The organism is Flavobacterium sp. IB48, assembly GCF_016405855.1.
Classification (GTDB): Bacteria; Bacteroidota; Bacteroidia; order Flavobacteriales; family Flavobacteriaceae; genus Flavobacterium; species Flavobacterium ginsengisoli.
Map to the genome: position 1 here is coordinate 445,172 of NZ_JAEFCA010000001.1, position 24,492 is coordinate 469,663.

16 protein-coding genes and 1 riboswitch are annotated in these 24,492 nt (G+C 33.1%); of the genes, 3 read left to right on the forward strand and 13 right to left on the reverse strand.

Annotated elements, in window-relative coordinates:
• Positions 1 to 174: 174 nt before the first annotated feature.
• The 7 genes from thrA to JC605_RS01995 all read right to left on the reverse strand — a co-directional run bounded on the left by thrA (position 175) and on the right by JC605_RS01995 (position 10,839).
• A complete protein-coding gene (thrA, locus tag JC605_RS01965; protein ID WP_198854636.1) occupies positions 175 to 2,589 on the reverse strand; it encodes a bifunctional aspartate kinase/homoserine dehydrogenase I in 2,415 nt (804 codons plus the stop codon).
• Position 2,590: 1 nt separating this feature from the next.
• Positions 2,591 to 3,574: an alpha/beta fold hydrolase gene (locus JC605_RS01970; protein ID WP_233074011.1), complete on the reverse strand. Its 984-nt coding sequence runs from the start codon at positions 3,572 to 3,574 to the stop codon at positions 2,591 to 2,593.
• Positions 3,575 to 3,651: 77 nt separating this feature from the next.
• A riboswitch (SAM riboswitch) is annotated at positions 3,652 to 3,759 on the reverse strand.
• A gap of 190 nt (positions 3,760 to 3,949) precedes the next feature.
• A complete protein-coding gene (locus JC605_RS01975; RefSeq protein WP_198854638.1) occupies positions 3,950 to 4,150 on the reverse strand; it encodes a hypothetical protein in 201 nt (66 codons plus the stop codon).
• A 650-nt stretch (positions 4,151 to 4,800) separates the two neighbouring features.
• Positions 4,801 to 5,889: an aspartate kinase gene (locus JC605_RS01980; RefSeq protein ID WP_198854639.1), complete on the reverse strand. Its 1,089-nt coding sequence runs from the start codon at positions 5,887 to 5,889 to the stop codon at positions 4,801 to 4,803.
• 215 nt (positions 5,890 to 6,104) lie between these two features.
• Positions 6,105 to 7,409, reverse strand: a complete 1,305-nt coding sequence (locus tag JC605_RS01985) for an O-acetylhomoserine aminocarboxypropyltransferase/cysteine synthase family protein (protein ID WP_198854640.1) — start codon at positions 7,407 to 7,409, stop codon at positions 6,105 to 6,107.
• 68 nt (positions 7,410 to 7,477) lie between these two features.
• The gene (locus JC605_RS01990) at positions 7,478 to 7,654 is read right to left on the reverse strand and encodes a hypothetical protein (protein ID WP_198854641.1); all 177 of its coding nucleotides are present in this window, start codon (positions 7,652 to 7,654) and stop codon (positions 7,478 to 7,480) included.
• A 338-nt stretch (positions 7,655 to 7,992) separates the two neighbouring features.
• Positions 7,993 to 10,839, reverse strand: coding sequence for a TonB-dependent siderophore receptor (locus JC605_RS01995; protein WP_198854642.1), 2,847 nt, complete (start codon positions 10,837 to 10,839; stop codon positions 7,993 to 7,995).
• 547 nt (positions 10,840 to 11,386) lie between these two features.
• On the opposite strand from JC605_RS01995, the gene metK reads away from it, so the two are divergent.
• Positions 11,387 to 12,637 (forward strand): methionine adenosyltransferase, encoded by a 1,251-nt coding sequence (metK, locus tag JC605_RS02000; protein WP_111367782.1) that lies wholly within the window; start codon positions 11,387 to 11,389, stop codon positions 12,635 to 12,637.
• A 128-nt stretch (positions 12,638 to 12,765) separates the two neighbouring features.
• Here the strand turns inward: metK and JC605_RS02005 are convergent, their stop codons facing one another.
• The 3 genes from JC605_RS02005 to JC605_RS02015 all read right to left on the reverse strand — a co-directional run bounded on the left by JC605_RS02005 (position 12,766) and on the right by JC605_RS02015 (position 18,753).
• The gene (locus JC605_RS02005) at positions 12,766 to 15,042 is read right to left on the reverse strand and encodes a hypothetical protein (RefSeq protein WP_198854643.1); all 2,277 of its coding nucleotides are present in this window, start codon (positions 15,040 to 15,042) and stop codon (positions 12,766 to 12,768) included.
• Positions 15,043 to 15,135: 93 nt separating this feature from the next.
• Entirely contained in the window at positions 15,136 to 17,823 is a 2,688-nt protein-coding gene (locus tag JC605_RS02010) for a carboxypeptidase-like regulatory domain-containing protein (protein ID WP_198854644.1), read from the reverse strand.
• Between the two features lie 39 nt (positions 17,824 to 17,862).
• Positions 17,863 to 18,753: a GLPGLI family protein gene (locus JC605_RS02015; RefSeq protein WP_198854645.1), complete on the reverse strand. Its 891-nt coding sequence runs from the start codon at positions 18,751 to 18,753 to the stop codon at positions 17,863 to 17,865.
• Between the two features lie 226 nt (positions 18,754 to 18,979).
• On the opposite strand from JC605_RS02015, the gene JC605_RS02020 reads away from it, so the two are divergent.
• Both JC605_RS02020 and JC605_RS02025 read left to right on the forward strand, forming a co-directional pair.
• Positions 18,980 to 19,783 carry a hypothetical protein gene (locus tag JC605_RS02020; RefSeq protein WP_278019672.1) on the forward strand — a complete coding sequence of 268 codons (804 nt, stop codon included), beginning with the start codon at positions 18,980 to 18,982 and terminating at the stop codon, positions 19,781 to 19,783.
• Positions 19,783 to 20,397, forward strand: coding sequence for a deoxynucleoside kinase (locus JC605_RS02025; protein WP_111367772.1), 615 nt, complete (start codon positions 19,783 to 19,785; stop codon positions 20,395 to 20,397). The genes JC605_RS02020 and JC605_RS02025 overlap by 1 nt, the downstream gene beginning before the upstream one ends.
• 102 nt (positions 20,398 to 20,499) lie before the next feature.
• On the opposite strand, the gene JC605_RS02030 is transcribed toward JC605_RS02025, so the two are convergent.
• The 3 genes from JC605_RS02030 to JC605_RS02040 all read right to left on the reverse strand — a co-directional run bounded on the left by JC605_RS02030 (position 20,500) and on the right by JC605_RS02040 (position 24,374).
• Positions 20,500 to 23,019, reverse strand: a complete 2,520-nt coding sequence (locus JC605_RS02030) for a sodium-translocating pyrophosphatase (protein ID WP_198854646.1) — start codon at positions 23,017 to 23,019, stop codon at positions 20,500 to 20,502.
• Positions 23,020 to 23,132: 113 nt separating this feature from the next.
• Positions 23,133 to 23,663 carry an inorganic diphosphatase gene (locus JC605_RS02035; RefSeq protein ID WP_111379450.1) on the reverse strand — a complete coding sequence of 177 codons (531 nt, stop codon included), beginning with the start codon at positions 23,661 to 23,663 and terminating at the stop codon, positions 23,133 to 23,135.
• Positions 23,664 to 23,774: 111 nt separating this feature from the next.
• The gene (locus tag JC605_RS02040; protein ID WP_198855516.1) at positions 23,775 to 24,374 is read right to left on the reverse strand and encodes a DNA-3-methyladenine glycosylase; all 600 of its coding nucleotides are present in this window, start codon (positions 24,372 to 24,374) and stop codon (positions 23,775 to 23,777) included.
• Positions 24,375 to 24,492 lie beyond the last annotated feature (118 nt).

The following is a 24,492-nucleotide window of genomic DNA, read 5'->3' on the forward strand; positions in this document are numbered from 1 at the left end:
TTAATTCCATTCAATTTTGTCATTTCGACGAAGGAGAAATCTTCGTTGCCAAATCGACAAAGACTATACATTCTTTGCGGAGTTTCTTGCGAAGATTTCTCCTTCGTCGAAATGACAAACTGAACTCAAACTAGATACAAATCTTACAATCTAAAATCTGCAATCTAAAATTAATTACCCTTTATCAGACAATCTCAAAATATCTCCGAAAACCCCTCTTGCCGTTACCGCAGAACCTGCACCAGCTCCTTGAATAACGATTGGACGATCTCCGTAAGATTCTGTATAAATTTCGAAGAAAGAATCAGAACCTTTTAATCCGCCTAATGCAGTATCTTTTGGTACTGAAACTAATTTTACTTCTAAATTTCCTTTGTCATTCTGCAAATCTCCAGACAATTCACCAATATATCTCAATACGTGATTTGGCTGTTGTTCTGCTTTTATTTTAGCATAAATTGGGTCAAATTCTTTTAATTTCGTCAAGAAATCGGCAGCGCTTCCCTCACGTAAGTGCTCTGGAATTAAGTTTTGAATTGAAATTTCTTCAAACTCGTTTTGCAAGTCTAATTCTCTAGCTAAAATTAATAATTTTCTTCCCACGTCATTTCCGCACAAATCCTCACGCGGATCTGGTTCTGTATATCCGTTATCAATTGCTTCTTGCAAGATTTCGCTGAAAGGCGCATCTTTTGCTGAGAAATTATTGAATAAATAACTTAATGTTCCAGAGAAAACCCCCTTAATTTTCGTGATATTTTCTCCTGAAAGGTGCAATAATTTAATTGTATCAATTAACGGTAATCCCGCACCAACGTTCGTTTCATACAAATAATTCTTTTGGTTTTCTGCCAAAGCTTTTCGCAATTCCTTGTAGAAACCATAACTCAAAGTATTAGCCACTTTATTTGAAGAAATCAAATCGAAACTACTTTCTACTAGCGGTATATAATTTTCAACGAAACTTGCACTTGCGGTGTTATCAATCGCAATTAAGTTTTCTAAGTGATGTTCATTCGCGTAAGCAATAATATCTTTGATTGTATAAGCCTCACCTTTAGTTGCAATTTCATTCTTCCAATTACTGTTAACACCGTATTTGTTTAAAAGCAATTTTTTAGAATTCGCTATAGCGAAAACATTCAGCTTAATGTCTTTACGTTTTTCGATTGCTGCAGCCGATTCTAAAATCTGATTGATTAAAGTTCCACCAACTAATCCGTGACCAAAAATCGCAATATTGATTTTCTTCGAAACTCCAAAAATCTCTCCGTGAATTACGTTAAGCGCTTTATTTAATTCCTCTTTTTTAACAACCAAACTCACGTTTTTACCCGTTACCGTGTTGTTGAACAAAATCGGAACAATTTTGTTTTTGATTAAAGCGGTGTATGGTTTGTGGAAAGTACTCAAATCTTGTCCGATAATTGAAATTACCGATACATTATCTGTTACCGTAATCTGATTTACATCTTTAGAATAAAAGTCATTTTCAAACTCTTTTTCTAATTCAACCATTGCAAGAGTAGCTTTTTCTGTTGCTACCACAAGTCCGATTCCTCTTTCTGAAGAACCTTGCGAAATGATACTCACACTGATATTGTGATCACCCATTACTTTAAAAATTCTGGCATCTACTCCTGCTTTTCCAAGTAATCCGCGTCCTTCAAGATTTACAAGAGAGACATTTTCTAAAACAGAAAGTGTTTTAATTCCTTCTTTAGAAGAATCCGATGTAATTAAAGTTCCGCGATTTTCGTGGTTGAAAGTATTTAAAATTCGTAACGGAATGTTTTTTTCTAATAAAGGAATAATCGTCTTAGCATGAAGAATCGTTGCTCCAAAATTAGCTAATTCGTTTGCTTCATTAAATGATAAATATTCAATTTTCTTAGCATCGGCAACTAAATCTGGATTTGCCGTATAGATTCCATCTACGTGCGTGAAGTTCTGTAATTCTTCTGCATTTAAATAATTTGCAATTAACGAAGCGGTATAGTTACTGCCATTTCTACCTAAAGTAGTTGTGTCGTTGTTGTTGTTTGAGCCAATGAAGCCTGTAACTATATTAACCGTTTCGCCGTTATGTTCTTTAAAATAATTTACTACGTTTTTCTTTGAAAGCTGCTCCAAAGGCTGTGCATCACCAAATTTAGAATCGGTTTTCAACAAATCTCTTGTATCTACAAAATTGGCAGGAATTCCTTTTTCCTGTAAAATTGCTGTCAATAATTTAGCTGAAAGCAATTCTCCTTTTGACAAAATCTGATCTTTGATTTTTTTGCTGTAATCTCCAATTAAGCTTACACCTTCAAAAAGCTTGTCTAAAACGCTAAATTCTTCAGACAAATCAACTTGTGGGTAATCTGATATTTGATATTTTTTAAAATTCTCTAATAATTCTTTGTAACTGCCGTTTTTAGCAGCAATGCTTAAGATAAATTCTAATTCGTCAGTAGCATTTCCTCGTGCAGAAACTACAACGGCAATTTTTTCACCTTGATTTACTTTATCTGAAATGATTGAAACAACTTTGTTAAGTCCTTCTCCGTTTGCTAACGATTTACCTCCAAATTTTAATACTTTCATTTTATTTCTTTATTGTTTCTGCCTTAAAAATGTCGGCAAGTAAATGATCTAATTGTTTGTACTCGATTAAAAAAGCGTCATGTCCGTGAACCGAATCAATTTCGCTATAGAAAACATTATCTTTAAACTTCTTCAATTCTTCGTAGGTTTCTACATTTTCTTTTGCTGTAAAAAACAAATCTGAATTGATTCCGACAATGTGAATTGAAGCTTTTGTTTTAGACATTAAGTTTTCAAAACTTTCACTATTTCTAGTAATATCAATTGTTTTAAGCAACTGATTCATTAATTTATAAGAAGACAACTGAAATCTTTTCTGCAATTTTTTTCCGTGATGTGCCAACCAGCTTTCGATATTAAAAATCAAAAGATCTTGGTTTATGGTACGCTGAAATTTTTCCTTGAATGATTCTGGCGAGCGGTAGCACAGCATTGCGTGAATTCTTGCATCTTCGATTGGTTTTGAAGAATTGTTTAGAATTTGCTCTTGTAAAAAGCAATTGGCGATAAGCCAATCAGTCGATTTCCAGTCACTCGCAATCGGAATAAGATTTTCTGTGATATTTGGCGCTAAAGCTAAAATTTCCCAAGCAATTCCGCCACCAACAGAACCTCCGATAACTGCAAAAAGTTTTTCGATATTTAACGTTTTTACGCCCTCGATAAAGATTCTTGCAACGTCTCTAGCTGTAAAGTCTAAATAGTTGTCAATTAAAAAGGAATTGCTTCCGTTTCCTGGAATATCGAAAGCCAAAATGGTATAAACAGCAGTATCAATGGTTTTGCCTTCACCAATCAAGTCATTCCACCAGCCGTTTTCGCCAGTAACTTGCGAATTTCCAGTTAAAGCATGGTTAACCAAAACAATAGGCGCGCTGTGCAAAGGTTGTCCTGCCAGCGTAAAACTTAATGGTATAGAATGATAAGTTGCACCACTTTCTGTGATGAAATCTTGAATTATAATGGGATTTGGTATATTTTCCAATTTCAAATCTGTTGTATTATTGATTTGTATATGGAAATATTAGAAAGAAAAACTAGGTTTAACTAGAAAAAATCTTGTTGTTATCTTTCCACGTTTGGCGTGGTAGAATGTAGCACCTTCTTCGTTTTACCGAAGGGTTGCTAAGGCTTCATCGGGTCTAATCCCTCGTCCTTTCTTTATAACATTTCAATACGTGTTTGAACTTAACGGTGCAAATTAACTACTAATTTCTCAAACAAACAAATTTTATCTAAAAGTGTTTGTTAAATTTCTGAGACTTATTTTAGCAAAAACTATTATACGCAAAAATTTACCGAACAAAAATGCCCAGTAAAATTAAGCAGGTTTTACCCTAAATTTATGATGCTTTTCCGTTTAGATAAAAAGCGTTTCATTTTCTTTTGAATACATCAAAAACAATAAAGAGTTTGGCACTTTTTTCTCAGCGCTTTTATCTTCCTCTGTGATTCCGAATCTTGGATGAGCCAATTCGTTTGTTGGCGGCGGATTACTATTTTTTGTCCTTCTGTTTTTCAATTTAGAAATTTTTTCTGCGAAGTAGTTCAATTTGCTCATGATATTAAGTTTTAGTTAAGTTGTGTTTTATAATCTTTATTTCTCGTTTATCTTTTTGTTAAGTCATTTTCTAGAATAAAAAAACCCTTTTGGATTTTTAGATACCAAAAGGGTTTAAGTTTTTAAACTCATTTATACTTTTAGTATCAACAGACGTTCACGCAAATAAGCGCGACAGCAAACATCTTAGTGTTCATCTGTAAGGATTTATTCATCTGTGATTTATATTGTATTTTATTTAAATTCTGCATTTGTTGTAAATTAAAAAGCCTCCTAAATATTTCTTAGGAGGCTTTTACTATATTATTATTGTATTCTTACAATTTTTTAGCAATAGACACCCCCGCCTCGGTCTTAACCGAAATGGCACAAAACATTTTGTTGACTTTTAAGTTCATTTGATTTCTAGTAGTTTTTGGGTATAACAAATATGCAAATATTTTTCTTATTACACAAATAAAATTCAAGAATTTAATTACAAAATCCGTTGAAAATGTGTTTTTTAACGTCAAAAAACATCTTACAAAAACGAAAACGAAATAACACAAGTAAAAAACTTACAAAATAAGCCAATTTTCCTTCATAATTCCATTTGACAAATCAATTTATCAAAGAACTTTTTTCTCTTTTATATTTTTTTAACTAAAAAATTACAGCCAAACGGCTTCTTTACTCCTAATTCGCTCCGCAATTTTCAGAATATCGGTTATAATTCCTCTAGAAATTGCTTGTTTGCAAGGTGGAGCGCTCTGAATTACGATTGGAATATCGGCATAAGATTTAGTGAAAATTTCAAAAATGGTATCAGAACCTTTTAATTGTCCGATTGGAGAATTTATTGGTTCCGAAATTAATTTGACTTCTAAAGTTCCTTTTTCTACATCAAACTCTCCTACATATCTCAATACATGATTTTCTGCTTGAGTAATTTTGGCGATTTTAAAAGATTTATCGACAGCATCTTTGTTTAGCACTCCATTTTTCTCCAAATGTTCTTCGGTTATAAAGGGCTTGATTGTAATGTCTGAAAACTCAAAATCTTTTCCTATTTCTCTGGCCAATATCAGAAGCTTTCTTGCAGAATCGTTTCCAGACAGATCTTCTTTAAAATTAGATTTCATTAAACCTAAAAGGCTCGCATCTTTTAAAACAGAAGAAAACGAAACATCTTCTGATGAAAATCGATTAAAGACATAACTCAAATTATCAGATAAAACACCTCGAATCTTCGTGATTTTTTCTCCAGAATAATATAGATCTCTTAAGGTCTGCAAAACAGGAATTCCAGTTTCAACCGACGTTTCGTACAAAAACTCCTTGTCATACTTTTTAAGATCTGCTCGTAGTTCTTTATATAAGTCAATCGGGAGCGTATTGGCTTTTTTGTTTACTGCTACAATATGGAATCCATTTTTAATTAACGTATTGTAATGCTTCACCAATTCATCGCTGGCTGTTGCGTCTACGGCAATCAAGTTTTCGAATTCATTTTCTTGTGCAAATTCGACAATATCTTCTACTTTAAAAGGAACAGCCAATTGTCTAAAATTGGTTTCCCAAGCATAACCAACACCTTCTTTCTCAAAAAAGGCAACCGTCGAATTGGTTATTATTGGAAAATGAAAATCGACATTTTTACTTTCCAGAAAAAACTCCTGACTTTCAACAATTTGATTAATCAAAGTACTTCCGATATTTCCAATTCCGAAAAGGATAATGTTTATTTTAAGCTTTGACATAATTTCTAACATTTTAATTTTTTAAAACCATATAAGTGATGTAAGTTCATTTAATATCCAAACGTTTATCAAGGTAGACGCACTGCAGTGCGTCTCTACAAAATGCACTTATATTCCTTATATGGTTTAAATTTTATAATGGTGTTTTTCATAAAAAATTACCTTTAGCAAAACCACTCGCTAAAGGCAATTTTTCAAACAAAAAACAAAAAAACCTAATTTTTATTGATGCTGAATTGAGAAAGCGAAACGTTCTCAAAAACAGTCTGAAGATCAGCAATTAAATCTTCAATATCTTCAATTCCCACAGACAGACGAATCAAATCTTTAGAAACTCCTGTTTCTATTTGTTCTGCTTCTGTCAATTGTTGGTGTGTTGTACTTGCTGGGTGAATAATCAGCGATTTTGTGTCACCAATATTCGCTAGCAGAGAGAATAATTTTGTGTCATCTACCACTTTTTTAGCCGCATCAAAACCTCCTTTTAATCCGAAAGTGATAATGCCGCTTTGCCCTTCTGGCAGATATTCTTTAGCCAAATCATAATATTTATTTGATTTTAAACCTGGATAATTTACCCAGACTACCTCATCTTGTTTTTCTAACCATTCAGCTAGAGCCAAAGCATTTTCACTGTGTTTCTTGATTCGAATTGGAAGTGTTTCTAGTCCCTGAATAATCTGAAAAGCATTAAATGGACTCAAAGCAGAACCAAAATCACGTAGTCCTTCAATTCGAGCTTTTGCTATAAAAGCTGCATTTCCTAAGGCTTCATGATATACTAATCCGTGGTATCCTGCAGATGGCTCGGTAAATTCCGGGAATTTTCCGTTTGCCCAATCAAAGTTTCCAGCATCAATGATAACGCCTCCTAATGAAGTTCCGTTTCCTGCGATATATTTAGTTAAGGAATGAATTACAATATCGGCACCATATTTAATTGGGTTTAATAAATAAGGTGTCGCAACTGTATTGTCTACTATAAATGGTACTTTGAATGCTTTGGCTTCTGCCGAAATTGCTTTTAAGTCTAATACATCTAATTTTGGATTTCCTAGAGACTCAACAAAGAAAGCTCTTGTGTTTTCTTTTGCTGCTTTTGTAAAGTTTTCAGGTTTTGAAGGATCTACAAATGTGGTAGTAATTCCTAATCTTGGCAAGGTAACTTTTAGAAGATTATAAGTTCCTCCGTATAAACTATTTGACGCAACAATATGATCTCCCGCTTTTAGCAAAGTCAATAAAGTTGTTGAAATTGCAGATGCTCCAGAAGCAGTTACTACAGCTCCAATTCCTCCTTCGAGTGCTGCCAAACGCTGTTCTAAAATGTCATTTGTTGGGTTATTTAATCTCGTGTAGATAAATCCAGCTTCGGCAAGACCAAATAAATTGGCCGCATGATCGGCGTTATTAAATACATATGATGATGTCTGATAAATAGGCACGGCTCTTGTTCCTGCGTTTTTAGTTACGTCGTGTCCTGCGTGTAATGCGTTTGTTGCAAATTTTTGTGTGCTCATGATTTTTAAGTTTTTAGGTATTGTTAATACGTTTTATATTGTAATTGATATTGATTTTTAAAATTGATTTAAGCTAAAATATCTTCAGCTTCTTCTTCAAGATCATATAAATGAAATAGTAATGATTTTTGTGTTTTTGTCTGCTGTGCAGGATCATATTTTAGTGTTTCAGCCGATGTCTCTTCCGAATTATTATTTCTTAATAAGTATTGAAATGCGATTGTATTTATATCTAGTGTATTCATGATTTAAAATTTAAAATGTTGGAAATAAAAAAGCCCTTTCGGATGGCGACCAAAAGGGCTTATAGTTTAACTATAACAAAGATTGTCTCTTTCACTTTTGGCAACAGCAAATTGGGATGCACATTTGCATCATCTTACAACACATCATATTTCTTTTTGCTATTGTTTTCATTTTTATTTAAAATTTGAATTCGATTATTTTTTAAATTCGACTAATTCGATAGAGTAAATGTAATAAGTATTTTTTGAACGACCAAATTAAAATTGAAATTTTATACTATTTTTTTTTAAATTTCTTTCAAGCCTTTCAAATAAAGACTTGAAAGAAATTTATTTAATTAGAATTTAAAGCTTAAACGGGCAAAACCAAATCTTCCGTTTAATCCGAATTGAGAAACTGCTCTTGAATACGCAAACTGATTCGCATTTGTCAAATCTGTACTTGGCGCTGGCGACAAAGTTGGCGTTGTGTTTGTAAATGCAGGAGTTGCAGGATTATTTCTGTCTGGATAAACATCTCCTATATTATTAACTCCAATTGTAGCTCTAAAATGCTTGTTGATCTGATATCCTAAAGATAAATCTGTAACCAATTTTGCGCTGTATTCCGGATGTTCGTACACAGAAGAAAATCCGTCTAAATTCACATCTGTTGCTCCTGGGTCTGTAACTTTTCCGAAATAGCTGTTTCTTAAATAAATATCCAGTTTTTTAATGCTGAATGTTGTCATCAAATTGGCCTTTACTTTCGGAATTGCTTCTTCTAAATATACTCTGCTTGATTCTGGAAAGAATGAATAAATATACGGCTCTCCACCTGCATCTACTATAGATTTTGGAATATGCAAATCGCCTACTCTTTTGGTTTCGTTGAAACTAAAAGCAAAATCATTTCTAATTGTGAAATCCTGAATTACATCGTATTTCTGAGAAATTACCAAATCAATCCCTTTTGTTTCAGAATCAATTCCGTTTGTCCAGAATGAAGCTCTTTCTACTCCTTTCAAATCAAATGCTTGCTGAAATAAAGTCAACGCCTCTGCCTGTTCTGGCGAAGTTGCAGCACCAATTTGCGCATCTGTTGGTCTAGAATATTGTCCAGACAATACAATTCTGTCGTTGATTCTTGTAAAATAAGCATCAGTTGCAATTGTTATGTTAGCTTCAGGAATTTTGAATGTAAATCCTGTACTAATGCTTTTTGATTTTTCTGGTTTTAAACTTTCAATTCCAATGCTTTTTGCCGCTTGCGAATCGTTTGTAAAATACCCCACTTGATATGGAGAACCGTTTATAAACTGAGTAGAACTTGACTCAAAATATCTTTGCTGTAAAGACGGCGCTCTAAAACCTGTCTGTCCAGAAATTCTCCAATTAATATTATCATTTAATTTTAAAAGAGAAGCCAGTTTAAACGTAACCGTATTTCCAAAATCTGAATAGTTTTCATAACGTGCAGCTCCATTTATAAGCCATTTTTCAGTGGCATTCAATTCTAAATCAACATAAGCAGCACCACTTTTTCTGTTTTTTTCTTTAGCATCCGAAGGCTGAAATCCTGAAAATCCTTGTGCTCCTGCTCCACGTTTGTTTCCAAAGAAGTCAGTTACAATTAATGGTGAATTGCTTGGCAGAATTCCTGAAACTAAATTTCCGTTTACATCATACAATCCGTAAGAAGCTTCTTCTCCTGCTTTAATTTCGTAGTTTTCATATCTGAATTCACCTCCAAAAGCAACATTCAGTCCAGCAAGAACATCTAGTTTTTTACTAAAATCCAAATTGGTTGTGCTTTGTAAAAACGAAACTTTTCCTGCATCAAAACTAAAAGGAGAATTTGTCCCTAAAGTTGCATTGATGGAATTATTTACATCATAATTAAAAGAGTTTGTTCCTAAATTTGTGCTTAAATCAGTATCAAATCCAAATAATTGCGTAGTTACACCAACTGCTGCAGAAGCATCTAAAATTTTTGATTCAATTTCTGGCAAAAATCCGTTTTGGTACACTTGAGTGAAAGTTCCAGAACCATTTGGCAATCTATTAAAGGCATATGATTTTCCGCTTCTATACGATATTCCACCAAAAGAATACAAAGAAGTTGTTTCTGTTAAAGGATATTTTGCATTGTAATATGCTTGTCCTGAAGCCAATTCTGACTGACCAACACTCATATTATAATCACTTCTCTGCTGTCCTCTGTAAGCTAATTCATTATTAGTAACATCAAAATTCAAAGCGGTCTGCATCTGCGCAATTGTTGAAGCTGATGCAATAGCACTTTGTTGAGCTGTTGTAAAATAACCTACTTGTGGAGCATATTGTTTTAAAGAAGACAAAATCTGAGCTGAATTTGTAGTCGTATTAATGTTGCTAAACAAAGAGTTAATTTCTACACCATCTTGTGCAGCTCTATTTTCTACTGCATTGTAAGCATTAAAAATAGCATTGCTTCTAATTCCTGCTCTACTTGTTGCTTGTCTCGTTACCGCAGTTCCAGTAATATTCAAGAAACTTCCCGGTTTGCCCAATGAAGTTCCGTAGTTTAAATCTATTTGGGCAGTTTGTCCGTCTGCTCCTCCTTCAAAATTATTTGATCCCGAAGATAAATTTGCTCCATATTGAATTCCTCCTGTTAGATAATTAGCGTTTTTCTTTAGAACAATATTAATAACTCCCGCAATCGCATCAGAACCGTATTGTGCGGCAGCTCCATCTCTTAAAACTTCAATTCTTTCTATGGCAAAAGACGGAATGGCATTTAGGTCTGTTCCAACAGATCCTCTTCCTGGCGATCCGTTTATGTTTACTAAAGCACTTGTGTGTCTTCTTTTTCCGTTTACTAAAATCAGAACCTGATCCGGCCCTAATCCTCTTAATTGTGCAGGATCTACGTGATCTGTTGCATCTGCTGTAGAAGTTGGATTACTCGTAAACGAAGGAGCAACATAATTTAAAATTTGAGTTACGCTTGTTTGCGGCGCTCCTTTTGTTATTTCTGATACATTAAAAACATCTACCGGAACTGGCACATCTGTTTTAACTCTGTTTTTACTTCTTGATCCAATAATAGTAACTTCAGACAGTTCGTTGTTTTTTAAACTGTCTTGCTCTTTTTTATTGTCTTGAGCATAAAGTCCTGAAAAAGTCACAAGACCTAAAACGATTAGTACATTTTTCTTCATTTCTTTTTTACTGATTAATTATTGTTTTTGGCTTAAAAAAAATCTTACAGGTTTATTTTTGGCATAAAAAAAACCTCTGCGGTTCGGCAGAGGTTCTATTTATATTTTATTGAAAAATAACTACAATAGCGTCTCTGCGGATAACTCCGGCATCTTACAAGACATCATATTGCAAACTGTAAATTTCATTTTGTTTCTTTTATTTTAACGGGGCAAAGTTGCAAACTATTTTTTAATCGACCAAACAAAAAACAAAATATTTTCCATTACCCTATCAAAATAGTATGTTATTGTTAAATTTCTGCTAGAAAAAATAAAAAAAGTTGAACTTTAATTTGCAAATCAAAATGGTTTCATACCTTTGCACCCGAAACAGAGGAAAAATTTGAACTGATTGCAACCTCTTCATAATGAAAGGATTTCATTATGAATGCCGAAAGATTCATTTCAGCAGTAAAAAATGCTAAAGCAGGAACTCTCCTTTAGCTCTTTTTAGCAATCATTTTTCTCGCTTAAATTAAAATTAATACATTTTTATTACATTATTATGGCTTATTTATTTACGTCAGAATCTGTTAGTGAAGGGCATCCAGACAAAGTTGCAGATCAAATTTCGGACGCATTAATTGACAACTTTTTGGCATTTGACGCTGACTCAAAAGTAGCTTGTGAAACATTAGTTACAACTGGTCAGGTTATTTTAGCAGGTGAAGTAAAATCGAATACTTATCTTGATGTTCAGCAAATTGCACGTGAGGTAATCCGTAAAATTGGATATACTAAAAGTGAATATATGTTTGAAGCGAATTCTTGTGGAATTCTTTCAGCTATTCACGAGCAGTCTGCAGATATTAACCAAGGTGTTGACAGAGCTAAGCCAGAAGAGCAAGGTGCTGGTGACCAAGGAATGATGTTTGGTTACGCTACAAACGAAACTGAAAACTACATGCCATTGGCATTAGATTTATCTCATAAATTATTACAAGAGTTAGCTATTTTAAGACGTGAAAACAAAGAAATCACATATTTACGTCCGGATGCTAAATCTCAGGTTACTTTAGAATACAGCGACGATAACAAACCAACTCGTATTGATGCGATTGTTATCTCAACTCAACATGATGATTTTGATGAAGAAGCTGCGATGTTGGCTAAAATCAAAAAAGATATTATCGAGATTTTGATTCCAAGAATTATCGCTAAAAACCCAGAGCATGCTCATTTATTTAACGATAAAATCAACTACCATATTAACCCAACAGGAAAATTCGTTATTGGAGGACCTCACGGAGATACTGGTTTAACAGGAAGAAAAATTATCGTTGATACTTACGGTGGAAAAGGTGCTCACGGTGGTGGTGCATTCTCTGGAAAAGATCCAAGTAAAGTAGACAGAAGTGCTGCTTATGCAACTCGTCATATTGCTAAAAACTTAGTTGCCGCTGGTGTTGCTGACGAAATCTTAGTTCAGGTTTCTTACGCAATTGGAGTTGCTGAACCAATGGGAATTTTCATTGAAACTTACGGAACTTCTAAAGTAAACTTAACTAACGGTGAAATCGCTAAAAAAGTAGAAGCTATCTTTGATATGCGTCCTTACTTTATTGAGCAAAGATTAAAATTAAGAAACCCAATTTATAGCGAAACTGCTGCTTACGGACACATGGGACGTAAACCAGAAACGGTTACTAAAACTTTCTCTGCTCCAGGCGGAAACGAAAAAACAGTTACTGTTGAATTGTTTACATGGGAAAAACTTGATTTTGTTGACCAAGTAAAAGCTGCATTTGGATTGTAATTCAATCTAAATTTTAAATACTAAAAAAGGCTTTCTAAAATTTTAGAAAGCCTTTTTTAGTTTTAGCTCTTAAAAAAATAAAACCCGACAAAGTTTAACTTGTCGGGTCTATTATTTATTTATTAAACTTAGTATGTTCCATTACTCATCTTAGTTAGAACTTCTTTCATTTGATTTGCAGTTTCTTCATCAACATCACTAGTAATATATTTTACTGCTAAAACCTGTGTTTCGATAGCTTTTTGTGCCTGTCCATCTTTATAATACAATTGTGCTAAAGTGTCTAAATAATATGGATTGTTTTTACTTAAAACCAAACTATATTCTGACCATTTAATGGCATCCTTTAAGAAGTTTGCATTCTGAGGTTTTAAAACTACTGTCCAAGCTGCGTTATTACAAATATCTGAGTGGTAAAGTTTAAACGAACTCCATCCATCATAAGAATAACTCGAGCTAGAATCTAAACCTGAAAAAATAGCGTCTAATTTTTCTATTGGGCTTGTTCCTGCCAATGTTGCATCAAAATAGGTATTAAACTCTCTTAAATAAGTTGTATTAGAACCATCTTGATCTTCAACCTGAGTCAAATAATAGAAATAATTTCTATAAGCATCAAAATTACCTTTCCCAGATTCGATAATCTTTTTATAAACAGAATTGATTTTTTCTTTGTTCATTTTACCTGTAAGTCCGTCCTGCGAAGCATATAGGTTTTGCTGTAATGCATTAGAAACTTCTGAAACAGGATTACCAAAACTATGAATCGCATTTTCTGTATTATTGTATGCCACCCTATTGTTTTCAATTTCATCAGAATGTTTTAACAGATAATCAATAGCAAGAAAATCGGTATCATTAAGAATTCTTTCTTCATTAAAGAATTGTTTAGTAAACCCTTGATTTTTGATTTCTTTTATAATGGTTTCGGCCAATTGCATATTCACATTTTTATCTTTCTGATGCGCTTCAATCAATTTTTTCCAACTTTGAGCTACTTCTTTTTGATCTAATTTCGTTTTTGTCATTACAAATTCAGTCCCGTTTTTTTCATTTATCAAAACATCTTCTGATTCATATTCATAAACTGCTTCCAAAAGAGCAGCTTTATTAAAAGCTGTAATTAGATCTGCATCTGAAGTTTTTTTGTTCTTTAACACTTTATCTATAGAAAGAAAAGCACTTGCTCTTTGAAGTTTTCTATACAAATCACCATAATAGCTAAACTGATATTGCTGTGTTGTTAAATCTGATTTTGCAGCAGCAACTACATCACCGTTTCCATTTAAAACCAATACGCTTGGATCATTAGTAATTTTATTATTTTTTAGCCATTTTTGATCATCGGCTCCAGCCAAATAATAATTGTAAGTATCATACAGTGCATTATACGAATCGTACATATTATATCCTGTCTGAGTTTCCTGCTCTTTTACAAAAGCATTAAAACCTTCCTTAGCCGATTTATTCTTGCTGTCAACCACAACTACCAAAAATTTGTTACTAGCTGTTTTCGTAGATTCTATTGCCTTTTTTAGATTGTCTTCGATTTTTAGTTTAAAATCGTATTTGGTGTAAGAAGCTGGAGGATCAAGAGAATAATCTGCAGCAGGTACCGCAGTACTATCAACTGGCAGACTATTATATATACTATCTACTACAGTATTTCCATAAGAATCTTGAAATGAATCTTTCCCTGGATACGTCCAATTTGAAATACTTTCAGTTTGTATTGGAACGACTGCTGGAGTCTTAGCTGGCTTTTCATCTTTTTCGTTTACAAATACCAAAGGATCTTTTCCTGCTTGATCAGAAATTCTCAATTCTTTTGTATTCTTATCAAAAGATCCTGCAAGATTTAAATCGTTAACAATTGCAACATCATAATCGATTATTACTTCTGAAACATCTTTTGGCAATGTATATTTATTAACATCACTTTTTCCATTATAATCTTCGTAAACCAAATAAAGGAAATCCGTTTTTTCTATTTCAAAATCTAAATCTATTTTTATATAATCAGGATCTACTTTTGTTTTTATGTCTGAAAGTCTCTGGTATTGAACTGCTTCTGTTCCTTTTTGAGTTCCTATGTAAAAAGAATAATAAGACGGATTCAAAAACTTAATCTTAACTTTTTTTGCTTTTTTATCTTTAAAAAAAGAGAGATCAAATCTATTATTTACGGTATTTTCACTTTTTAAGAAAACCAAAGAATCGCCTTTAATTTCATATCCTCCCGAATAAAAAACCAATTCATATTTATTATCATCCAATAAATTTAACTTGATTTTCCCTCCTTTATTTGTAGATAAATAAGTTCCTTTTTCCAATCCATTTGTCTGGGCAAAAGAGATAGAAATTCCAGCAAATAGGAGTGATAAGCTCCAAATAAAATCGCGCATAACTACGTATTTTGTTGTTAATAATATAGCGCAAAGATATCTGATTCTCCTTTAAACAAATCACAAAAAATCATAATATTTGCAATTAAAATACTACAAATTATACTTCATCGAAAATATGATATAACGTGGCTGTACAGTGTATTGAGAAACTCTTGTAGAGAACTGTGAGAAGCTGTCGTCGTTAAGATATTTTGTATTTAATAAATTGGTTGCGGAAACTTTATATTCCCATTTGCTGTTTTTCTTTTGATAAATTAAACTGGCACTTAAGAAATCATATTCGTTATCAACTGTTTTATCTCCATTATAATAGTGATAGAATTCATATTCTGAAACAAAAGAGAAACTATCTAAAAAATAGTAATCTAATTTTGCAAAAGGCTTATCGGTATAAAAAGTGGAACCACTATATTTATTAATTAAAAGATTATATCCAAATTCGATATTGGGAAGGTTTTTATAATTCGTAGAAGCTTTTACAGTATAGCTCTGAACAAAACTTTCTGTTGTTCTCAAGTCATCATTTTGAATGTTATTAAACTTTGACCAGTTTAAACTTGCATTAACAGAAGCTTTGTAGTTTTTTAAAAATGAACGTCCATAAGCTCCCATTCCTGAGAAAGTTTCATCTGCCAAATTAGAATTATATGGAACAGAAGATTGATTGATTCCGTCAAAATCTGCTTTTGTTTTAATCGCATCTACCTTTTTTGTATAAGTCGCATTGGCAAAAATGTTCTCAAAATTAAACATGTTATATTTAAAATAACGAAGCGTATGCACTTGCGAAGTTGCATTTTCTAAGAAACGATTTCCATGAAATAAACTACTGTAATCAGACAAAACATATCCTGCTGCCAATTGGTTAATATCTGTAAAATCATTCGTTAAAGAGAAATTATAAGTAAGTGTTTCAGATTTTTTGATTTGGTATAAGGCAAAGAAATCTGGCAGTATTTTGCTAAAACTTTGAGAATAATCTGTTCCCTCTTGTCCGTTTGTCATTTGATACGTATGCAGGCTTACTCCTGACGTCAATGTAAATTTTCCAGTTAGAATTTTATAATGGAAGCCTACGAACGCATCATTGAACCTATAATCTACATCGTTATTATTTTCAGGATTATTTAAATCATTTCTGCCTCCATTATCTAACATTTGAAAAATATGAGAATTGAAATTCTGATAAGAATAGGTGTTTCCTAAAGTAACATTGAAATTACTTTTAGGTGTTACCATATAATAATAATCCAGTTTAGCATCGAGCTTATTCGTTTTTACAAAACGATCCTGATTGTAATCATTTCTAGATTGTGTAACATCATATCCTGACAAAGCAAAAGGAAGCGTTTGCAGGTTAGCATTATAAAACGGATTCTCATCTTGATACAAATGCTGCATTTCAAAAGCAAAAATATTTTTAGCGTTTTGCGTGTAATACAAATTCAAATTCTGATTAATTGAAGTCGGATCTTGTTTTTTGGTGGTAAAAATATCTTCCGAAGTTGCTACATTCTGTACAATTTGCTCTCTAAACAAATCTGAATATTCTTCTTGTTTAGTAAGTTTGGTCAAAATATCATAATCAAACTGAAATTTGTCGTTTGGTTTATAGATTGAGCTTAATTTAAAAAGTCCCAAATTATTTTTTTGACTTGTATTTTCGTTACTTTTCTGCTGATCTCCAGAATCTAAAATTGTGGTTTGCGATTTGGTTTCCAATTCTGTTTTTGAAGTTGATAGAATTCCAAAACCGCTTATATTCCAAGCTTTATTAATCGAATAAGCAAAGTTTGTAGCTCCGAATTTAGTTTCAATTTCTTTTGCACGATTATTTCGAAGCAATGAAATTCCCAAATCATTTGAAGAAACATTAAAACTGCTCCCTCCTTTTTTCATCAAGTTTTTAAACCCACCCGTAAACTTAAAATAATCTTGAGCCGTAAGAGGCAACTCACCAATATTGTTAAAATTGGTAATTAAATTTATACTATATTTTGGACTGTAATAGAACAATTTCGGATTAATGATATATCGGCTATCCAATTCTGCAACACCAATTCCTGCGGTAACGTCGCCAAACCAAAAATTCTTTTTCCCTTCTTTCAGTTTAATATTCATTGCCACATTATCCTGATCGTTTTCAAGTCCTTTTAATTGACTAATTTCATTATAATTTCTTAAAACCTGAACTTTATCAATAGCATCAGCAGGAATATTTTTTACGCCTAATTTAGTATCTCCGTCAAAAAAGTCTTTTCCTTCCACCATTAATTTACTGACTTTTTTCCCCTCTACTTCTATTTCTCCGTCAGCATTTACCTCAACTCCTGGCAGTTTTTTTAGAACATCTTCAAGTTTTTTTTCTGTTCCAGATTTAAAAGAATCAGCATTATAAACAATCGTATCTCCTTTTATAGAAACGGGCATTTCTCGGACAATTTCTACTCCTTCCAACTCTATTCCATCTCCATCCAAAACAATATTTTGAGTCATGTTTTCAGCTTTTGTAGATACAGCCATTTCCTTAGATTTCATTCCCAAATAACTCACTTTAATAGTATAAGCAGTATTTGGCTTTAAAGTGAGCTGAAACTTTCCTTTGTCGTTCGTAATTCCATACGAATCCATCGCTTTGGTTCCGTTATTAACAGCCATGATATTAGCCATTTCTAACGGATTTTTCTGTTCATCTTGAATAAGACCATCAAAACGAACACTTTGTGCAAAAGAAAAAGAAGTAATTAAAAAGGCGGCGAAAAAATATAGCTTGTTCATTAAAAAAGGATGCTTAGAATAAATAATAAAGGCTGCGAGTTATCTTCCCGGAGGAGGAGGAGGTCCGCCAGCACGACCGCGGTTCATCTCTCTAAATTCTTCCATTTTTTTAATCACTGTTTCGTCATATTCTTTTTGAGAAATTACTTTTCCTTTTTTAGAAGGTTTAATATCCACTTTCTCTTTAGCATTCAAAACAATTTTCGAGCATAAAATTGTAGTTGTTCCATCATTAATTTCTAAAATTAAACCAGGAAGCCCCCAGTAATTTTCTGGCCCTTGATTAATCGGGATTTCTGGTGTATACCAAGCCGTTACCACAATTTCTTTTGGCATTTCAAAGTTGTCTGCAAAGTTGGTTTTAGTATCTCCTGACGTCTTTTTAGCTTCATCCTTTTTATCATCGTTATTCTTAGGTCTAAAGTTTCTAAAATCGGTTTTGCTTGCTTGTTTTACAGCCGTCGCTTTATAACAATTATATCCTCCAATTTGTTTGGTTTCTTGTTCTAATTTCCAGTTTAATTTTGGCAATGAATCGACAACAAGAAATTCTTTGCCCATAAATTCTTTATCTACAGTATACGTTTTTGTTTTTACGTCTTTATAAAAAGTTCCTCCGCCTCCCGTAAGAGAGCCAAACATCATTCTAAAACCCCCTTGCTGTTGGCCAGGCGCTTCTAGTTTTTCTTCTTCTTTATAAATTGATGCTGCTTTATCGAAGTTTAAGATGAATGTTTTTTCTAGCATTTTTTTCATGCGCTCCTCCATGTTTTTCTGCATCTCTGGCGTGATGTCTCTATTTCCGCGCATTCCTTCAAATTTTGGCGCTTGCGTTTTCGATTCGTAAACAGCCATTCCTTGAAAATCTTTTTGCGCTTGAATTTGTGTTGAAACAAGCATCAAAGTCATATAAAAAAATATCTTTTTCATTTCGTTTTTCTTTAAGTGAGCAAATTCAATAAAACTTACATTCAAATGTATTATTAATTTTAAAATTCAAAAAACTAAATATATTAATCGCATAATGGCATAGATAGAACCGTCTATTTTTTAGACAATTAGTATAAAAAAAGGTTTAAACCTTAAAATTGATGTTTTAATGCGAGTTTTTTGTAATTTGGTAATCTTGTAAATCAATTTTCTAATCTGTAAAACCGTGCAAAAAATTTTATTCTCCATACTTCTTTTCTGCACTTTTCAGGCGCTTTCGGCTCAGGATTTGAAAATAAATCCGACCTTAATTTCGCAGTACAAAAATACTTCAGATGAATTTTTAGGATATGATTCATTTGGGTATTCGTATCAGATAACAAACAACGTTTTTAGTAAAATTAAAGGAAAAGAAATTTTCGAATACAAGAATATATCTTTAGGAAAAATAACAAAAGTTGATCTACAAAATCCGTTAAAAATTGTTTTGTTTTATGAAGATTTTAATAGCGTTGTCTTATTAGATAATCAATTAAATAAAATGACTGAAATTAACTTTTCGCAGAATACAACCCCAATTGTAGTAAGCGCAATCGGAATGTCAACACAAAATCAACTATGGATTTACAACACTTTAAATCAGCAGATTGGTCTATTTGATTATTTGAAAAATGAATACAAAACGGTTTCAATTCCGTTGACTGAACCAATTCAATATTATCAAACCGATTTTAATGCTTTTTATTGGATTGATAAGAAAAACAACTGGTTCTCTTGTGACATTTTCGGAAAAATCACTTCGTTAGGAAAAATAACCGATTTCGATAAAATTGCCATTGTTAATTCTTCACAATATCTTTTCAGTAAGGGTAATTTATTGTATTTTAAAGGTTTCAACAAATCAAATCCAGAAGTAATTTCTGAGATTAAAATTTCAGAAAAAACCTTTGACAATTTTTATTACAAAGACCAAATTTTATCTATTTTTACAGCTACAGATATTTCCAATTATAAAATCGTAACACCGTAATGCACATAGCAATAGCAGGAAACATAGGCGCAGGAAAAACTACTTTGACCAAATTATTGGCGAAACACTTCAAATGGGAACCTCATTATGAAGATGTAGTTGATAATCCGTACCTAGATGATTTCTACCATCAAATGGAGCGTTGGTCATTTAATCTTCAGATTTATTTCCTTAATAGCCGTTTTCGTCAAGTGCAACAAATTCGCGAAAGCGGAAAAAAAATCATTCAGGATAGAACGATCTATGAAGATGCTCATATTTTCGCACCCAATTTATATGCAATGGGATTAATGACAAGCCGTGATTTTGAAAATTATACGTCTTTATTCGAATTAATGGAATCTTTGGTTAAAGCTCCAGATTTATTGATTTATTTAAGAAGTTCTATTCCTAATTTAGTGGGACAAATTCACAAACGCGGACGCGAATATGAAAACTCTATTTCTATCGATTATTTAAGCCGTTTGAACGAAAGATACGAGGCTTGGATTCAGACTTATAGTAAAGGAAAATTACTAATCATTGACGTTGACAACATTAATTTTGTTGACAACCCTGAGGATTTAGGAGATATCATTAATAAAATTGATGCTGAATTGAACGGATTGTTCTAAAAATATAGTTTATATACGAATACGAAAAAGCCTCTAAAATATTTTTAGAGGCTTTTTCTGTTTTAAGAAACTTTGTCAAAGTTTAAAACTTTGACAAAGTTGTTATTTTGCAGCTTCAACTTTTGCTAAAACTTCTTCTTCAGTTCCTTCAAAAACTTCGGTTGTTGTTTTTCCATCTACTGTTTTAGTAACCGTTCCCGTAGTTTTTCCGTTAATATTTTTAACCTCAACACGAACCGATTGGCTTTCTGTATGAGCATATTTTCCGTTTGCATCAAAATGAGCAAGACACTTTGCTGTTTCTTCTTCAGAACAACCTTTTTCTTTACACATTTTAATACATTCTTCTTTTGTCATTCCAGACATATCGCCACATTTAGACATCCCTGCATGCATTTCTGTTTTAGCACAGCAAGAAGCTTTTCCAGCGATATCTGATGATTCGTGGCCTTCTCCTAAAATTGGAGCAATTACCAATCCAATCAAACAAGTTAATTTGATTAAAATATTCATTGATGGTCCAGAAGTATCTTTAAACGGATCTCCAACTGTATCTCCTGTTACCGCTGCTTTATGCGCATCAGAACCTTTATAAGTCATTTCTCCGTTAATCATAACTCCTGCCTCAAAAGATTTTTTAGCATTATCCCAAGCACCTCCAGCATTGTTTTGAAAAACTGCCCAAAGTACGCCAGAAACAGTAACTCCTGCCATATATCCTCCTAACATTTCAGCAATTAACTGATTGTTGTCTGAGTAAACTAATTTTCCTAAAAGAACAATTAAAATTGGGAAACCAATCGTTAAAATCCCTGGAAGCATCATTTCACGTAAAGCCGCTTTTGTAGAAATCTCAACACATTTTCCGTATTCTGGCTTTCCTGTTCCTTCCATAATTCCAGGAATTTCTTTGAACTGACGGCGAACTTCGTACACCATATCCATTGCAGCTTTTCCAACAGAATTCATTGCCAAAGCAGAGAAAACTACTGGAATCATTCCACCAACAAATAACATCGCTAAAACTGGCGCTTTAAAAATATTAATTCCGTCGATTCCTGTAAAGGTTACATAAGCAGCAAATAATGCCAATGAAGTTAAGGCTGCAGAAGCAATTGCAAATCCTTTTCCTGTTGCTGCAGTTGTATTTCCAACTGAATCTAAAATATCTGTTCTAGTACGAACTTCTTTTGGCAATTCGCTCATTTCTGCGATTCCTCCAGCATTATCAGAAATTGGGCCGAAAGCATCGATTGCCAATTGCATTGCTGTTGTAGCCATCATTGCAGAAGCTGCTAAAGCTACTCCATAGAATCCTGCTAAAGCATACGAAATCCAAATTGCCACCGCAAACAATAATACGGTTGGGAAAGTAGAAATCATTCCGGTTGCCAAACCTGCAATTACGTTTGTTCCCGCTCCTGTAGATGATTTTTGAACAATTGCCATAACTGGTTTTGTTCCTAATCCTGTATAATATTCTGTTACTGATGAAATAGCGCCACCTACAACTAATCCGACTAATGTAGCGTAGAAAACACGCATTGATGAAATCGCTTTAGAACCTTCTCCAAAGAAAGTCATTTGCATTGTTTCAGGAAGCATGTGCTGTACTAAGAAGAAACAAGCCACAGCGGTTAAAACAATAGAAACCCAGTTCCCTATATTTAATGCTTTCTGTACTTGTGCTTCTTTAGCATTGTCATCTGAGATTTTTACTAAAGTTGTTCCGATAATTGAAAACAAAATTCCGAAACCAGCAATTGCCATTGGAAGCAAAATTGGTCCAATTCCGCCAAAAGCATCATTGATACTTCCACCCATATCTTTTATCACATAGTTTCCAAGAACCATTGCAGCCAAAACAGTTGCTACATAAGAACCAAATAAATCGGCTCCCATACCTGCAACGTCTCCCACGTTGTCTCCTACGTTATCTGCAATTGTAGCAGGATTACGTGGATCATCTTCTGGAATTCCAGCTTCAACTTTACCAACTAAATCTGCTCCAACATCGGCTGCTTTTGTGTAGATTCCACCACCCACTCTAGCAAACAAAGCGATTGATTCTGCACCAAGCGAAAATCCCGCTAATGTCTCTAAAACAACTGTCATTGTATCTGTATCTTTCCAAACTCCACCAGAGAATAAATGAAAGAAAATTATAAAAAATGATGTTAATCCTAAAACGGCTAATCCAGCAACGCCTAATCCCATTACTGTTCCGCCACCAAAAGAAACTTTAAGAGCTTGCGGTAAACTTGTACGAGCTGCCTGAGTAGTTCTAACGTTTGTTTTTGTTGCGATTTTCATTCCCATATTTCCTGCTAAAGCAGAAAAGAATGCACCAAAAATAAAGGCAATTACGATTAATAAATGTGTTTTTACTCCTGGAATAAAAGTAATTCCAGCCAAAGCTAAACTGGCAATAATTACAAAGATGGTTAATAGTTTATATTCGGCTTTTAGAAAGGCTAAGGCTCCTTCGTAAATGTAATCTGAAATCTCTTTCATCTTACCGTCTCCAGCGTCTTGTTTTAAAACCCAAGTCCTTTTTATTCCCATGAAAAGTAATCCTAAAACTGCCATTATAATTGGCAGGTAAATCATAAATGCATTCATAATATATTAATGGTTTTGGTTAATAGTCAACAATCTAACTAAAACGAATTTAAACAAAAAAGCAATACTCCTGACGGCAGTATTGCTTTTTTTATATTAGAATGCGGTTAAAATTATTTAATGCTAAATAATCCAGCCGGTTTATTTTCAATGTCATCAAAACGTTTTGTACACTCAGCGATAATGTCGTAAGCTTCTTTTACGTCTCCCCATCCTTCTACATCTACTTTTTTGTTCTCAAGGTCTTTATAAACTTGGAAAAAGTGCTCGATTTCTTTTAATAAGTGGGCATTAATATCCGAAAGATCGTTTAATGAATTCCAGATTGGATCTGAAACTGGTACACAAATAATTTTCTCGTCTGGTCCTTTATCATCTGCCATGTGGAATACACCAATTGGTTTCACTTCCATAACACATCCAGGGAAAGTTGGCTCGTTTACCAAAACTAATACGTCAAGAGGATCACCATCTAAAGCTAAAGTTTCTGGAATAAATCCGTAATCAGCTGGGTACATCATTGAAGAGAATAACATTCTGTCAAAACGCATTCTTTTAATTTCAAAATCGTACTCATATTTATTTCTGCTTCCTCGTGGTATTTCGATTAACACATCGAAAGTCGTTAATTTGTCTGCGGTCATTTTCGTTTTTTATTGTTTCTATAATTTCGGTTGCAAAAATAACTAAAGAATCTAGTTTTACAATAAAAAACAAGGTTAAATTATGCGCATTAAAGTTTAAAAAACAAGCATTTAATAGGTAATACTTCGATTTCTCTTCTTTAAATAATAATGCCAAAGCAAATAGGTTGCATAAGATCGATACGGACTCCACTGTTCTGCATGAATTTCCATTTCCTGTTTGTCATGAATATCCAGCAATTCTTTGATCGTATTTATTACTGCTATATCGCCAAGCGGAATTAAATCGGGTTCTTCCAAACAAAACATCAGATAAATATCAATTGTCCAATTACCGATTCCCTTTAGTTTAATGAGTTCTTCACGAACTTGTTTTGCCGATTTTGAAGCTAAACTTTCAATATCTAATTCTTTGTTTAAAACCGCTTCCGCTAAAATCTTTATATATTTTGTTTTCTGGCGACTTACTCCCAAATTTCTAAATTCCTCATCAGTCAAAACAGCCATATTTTCGGGATTGCAAGTTTTGTAAGCTTTGATTTTTAAAAATGTGGCTTTCGCCGAATCTATAGAAACTTGCTGTTCAAGTATTAATAAAACCAAAGTTTCAAATCCAGGAGGACGTCTTGGAATTGGAGGCAATCCGTATTTTTCAATAATTTCTAGAAATACAGGATTTTTATTGGTTAAGAAATTGATGGCTTCTTGCATTACTTTCATTTTTAAATCTATTCCAAAATTAAATAAAAAAGTATTTAGCAAATGATCGATTTTGTTTCACACAGATTTTGCAGATTTAAGCTGATAAACGCAGATTAAATAATTTCAA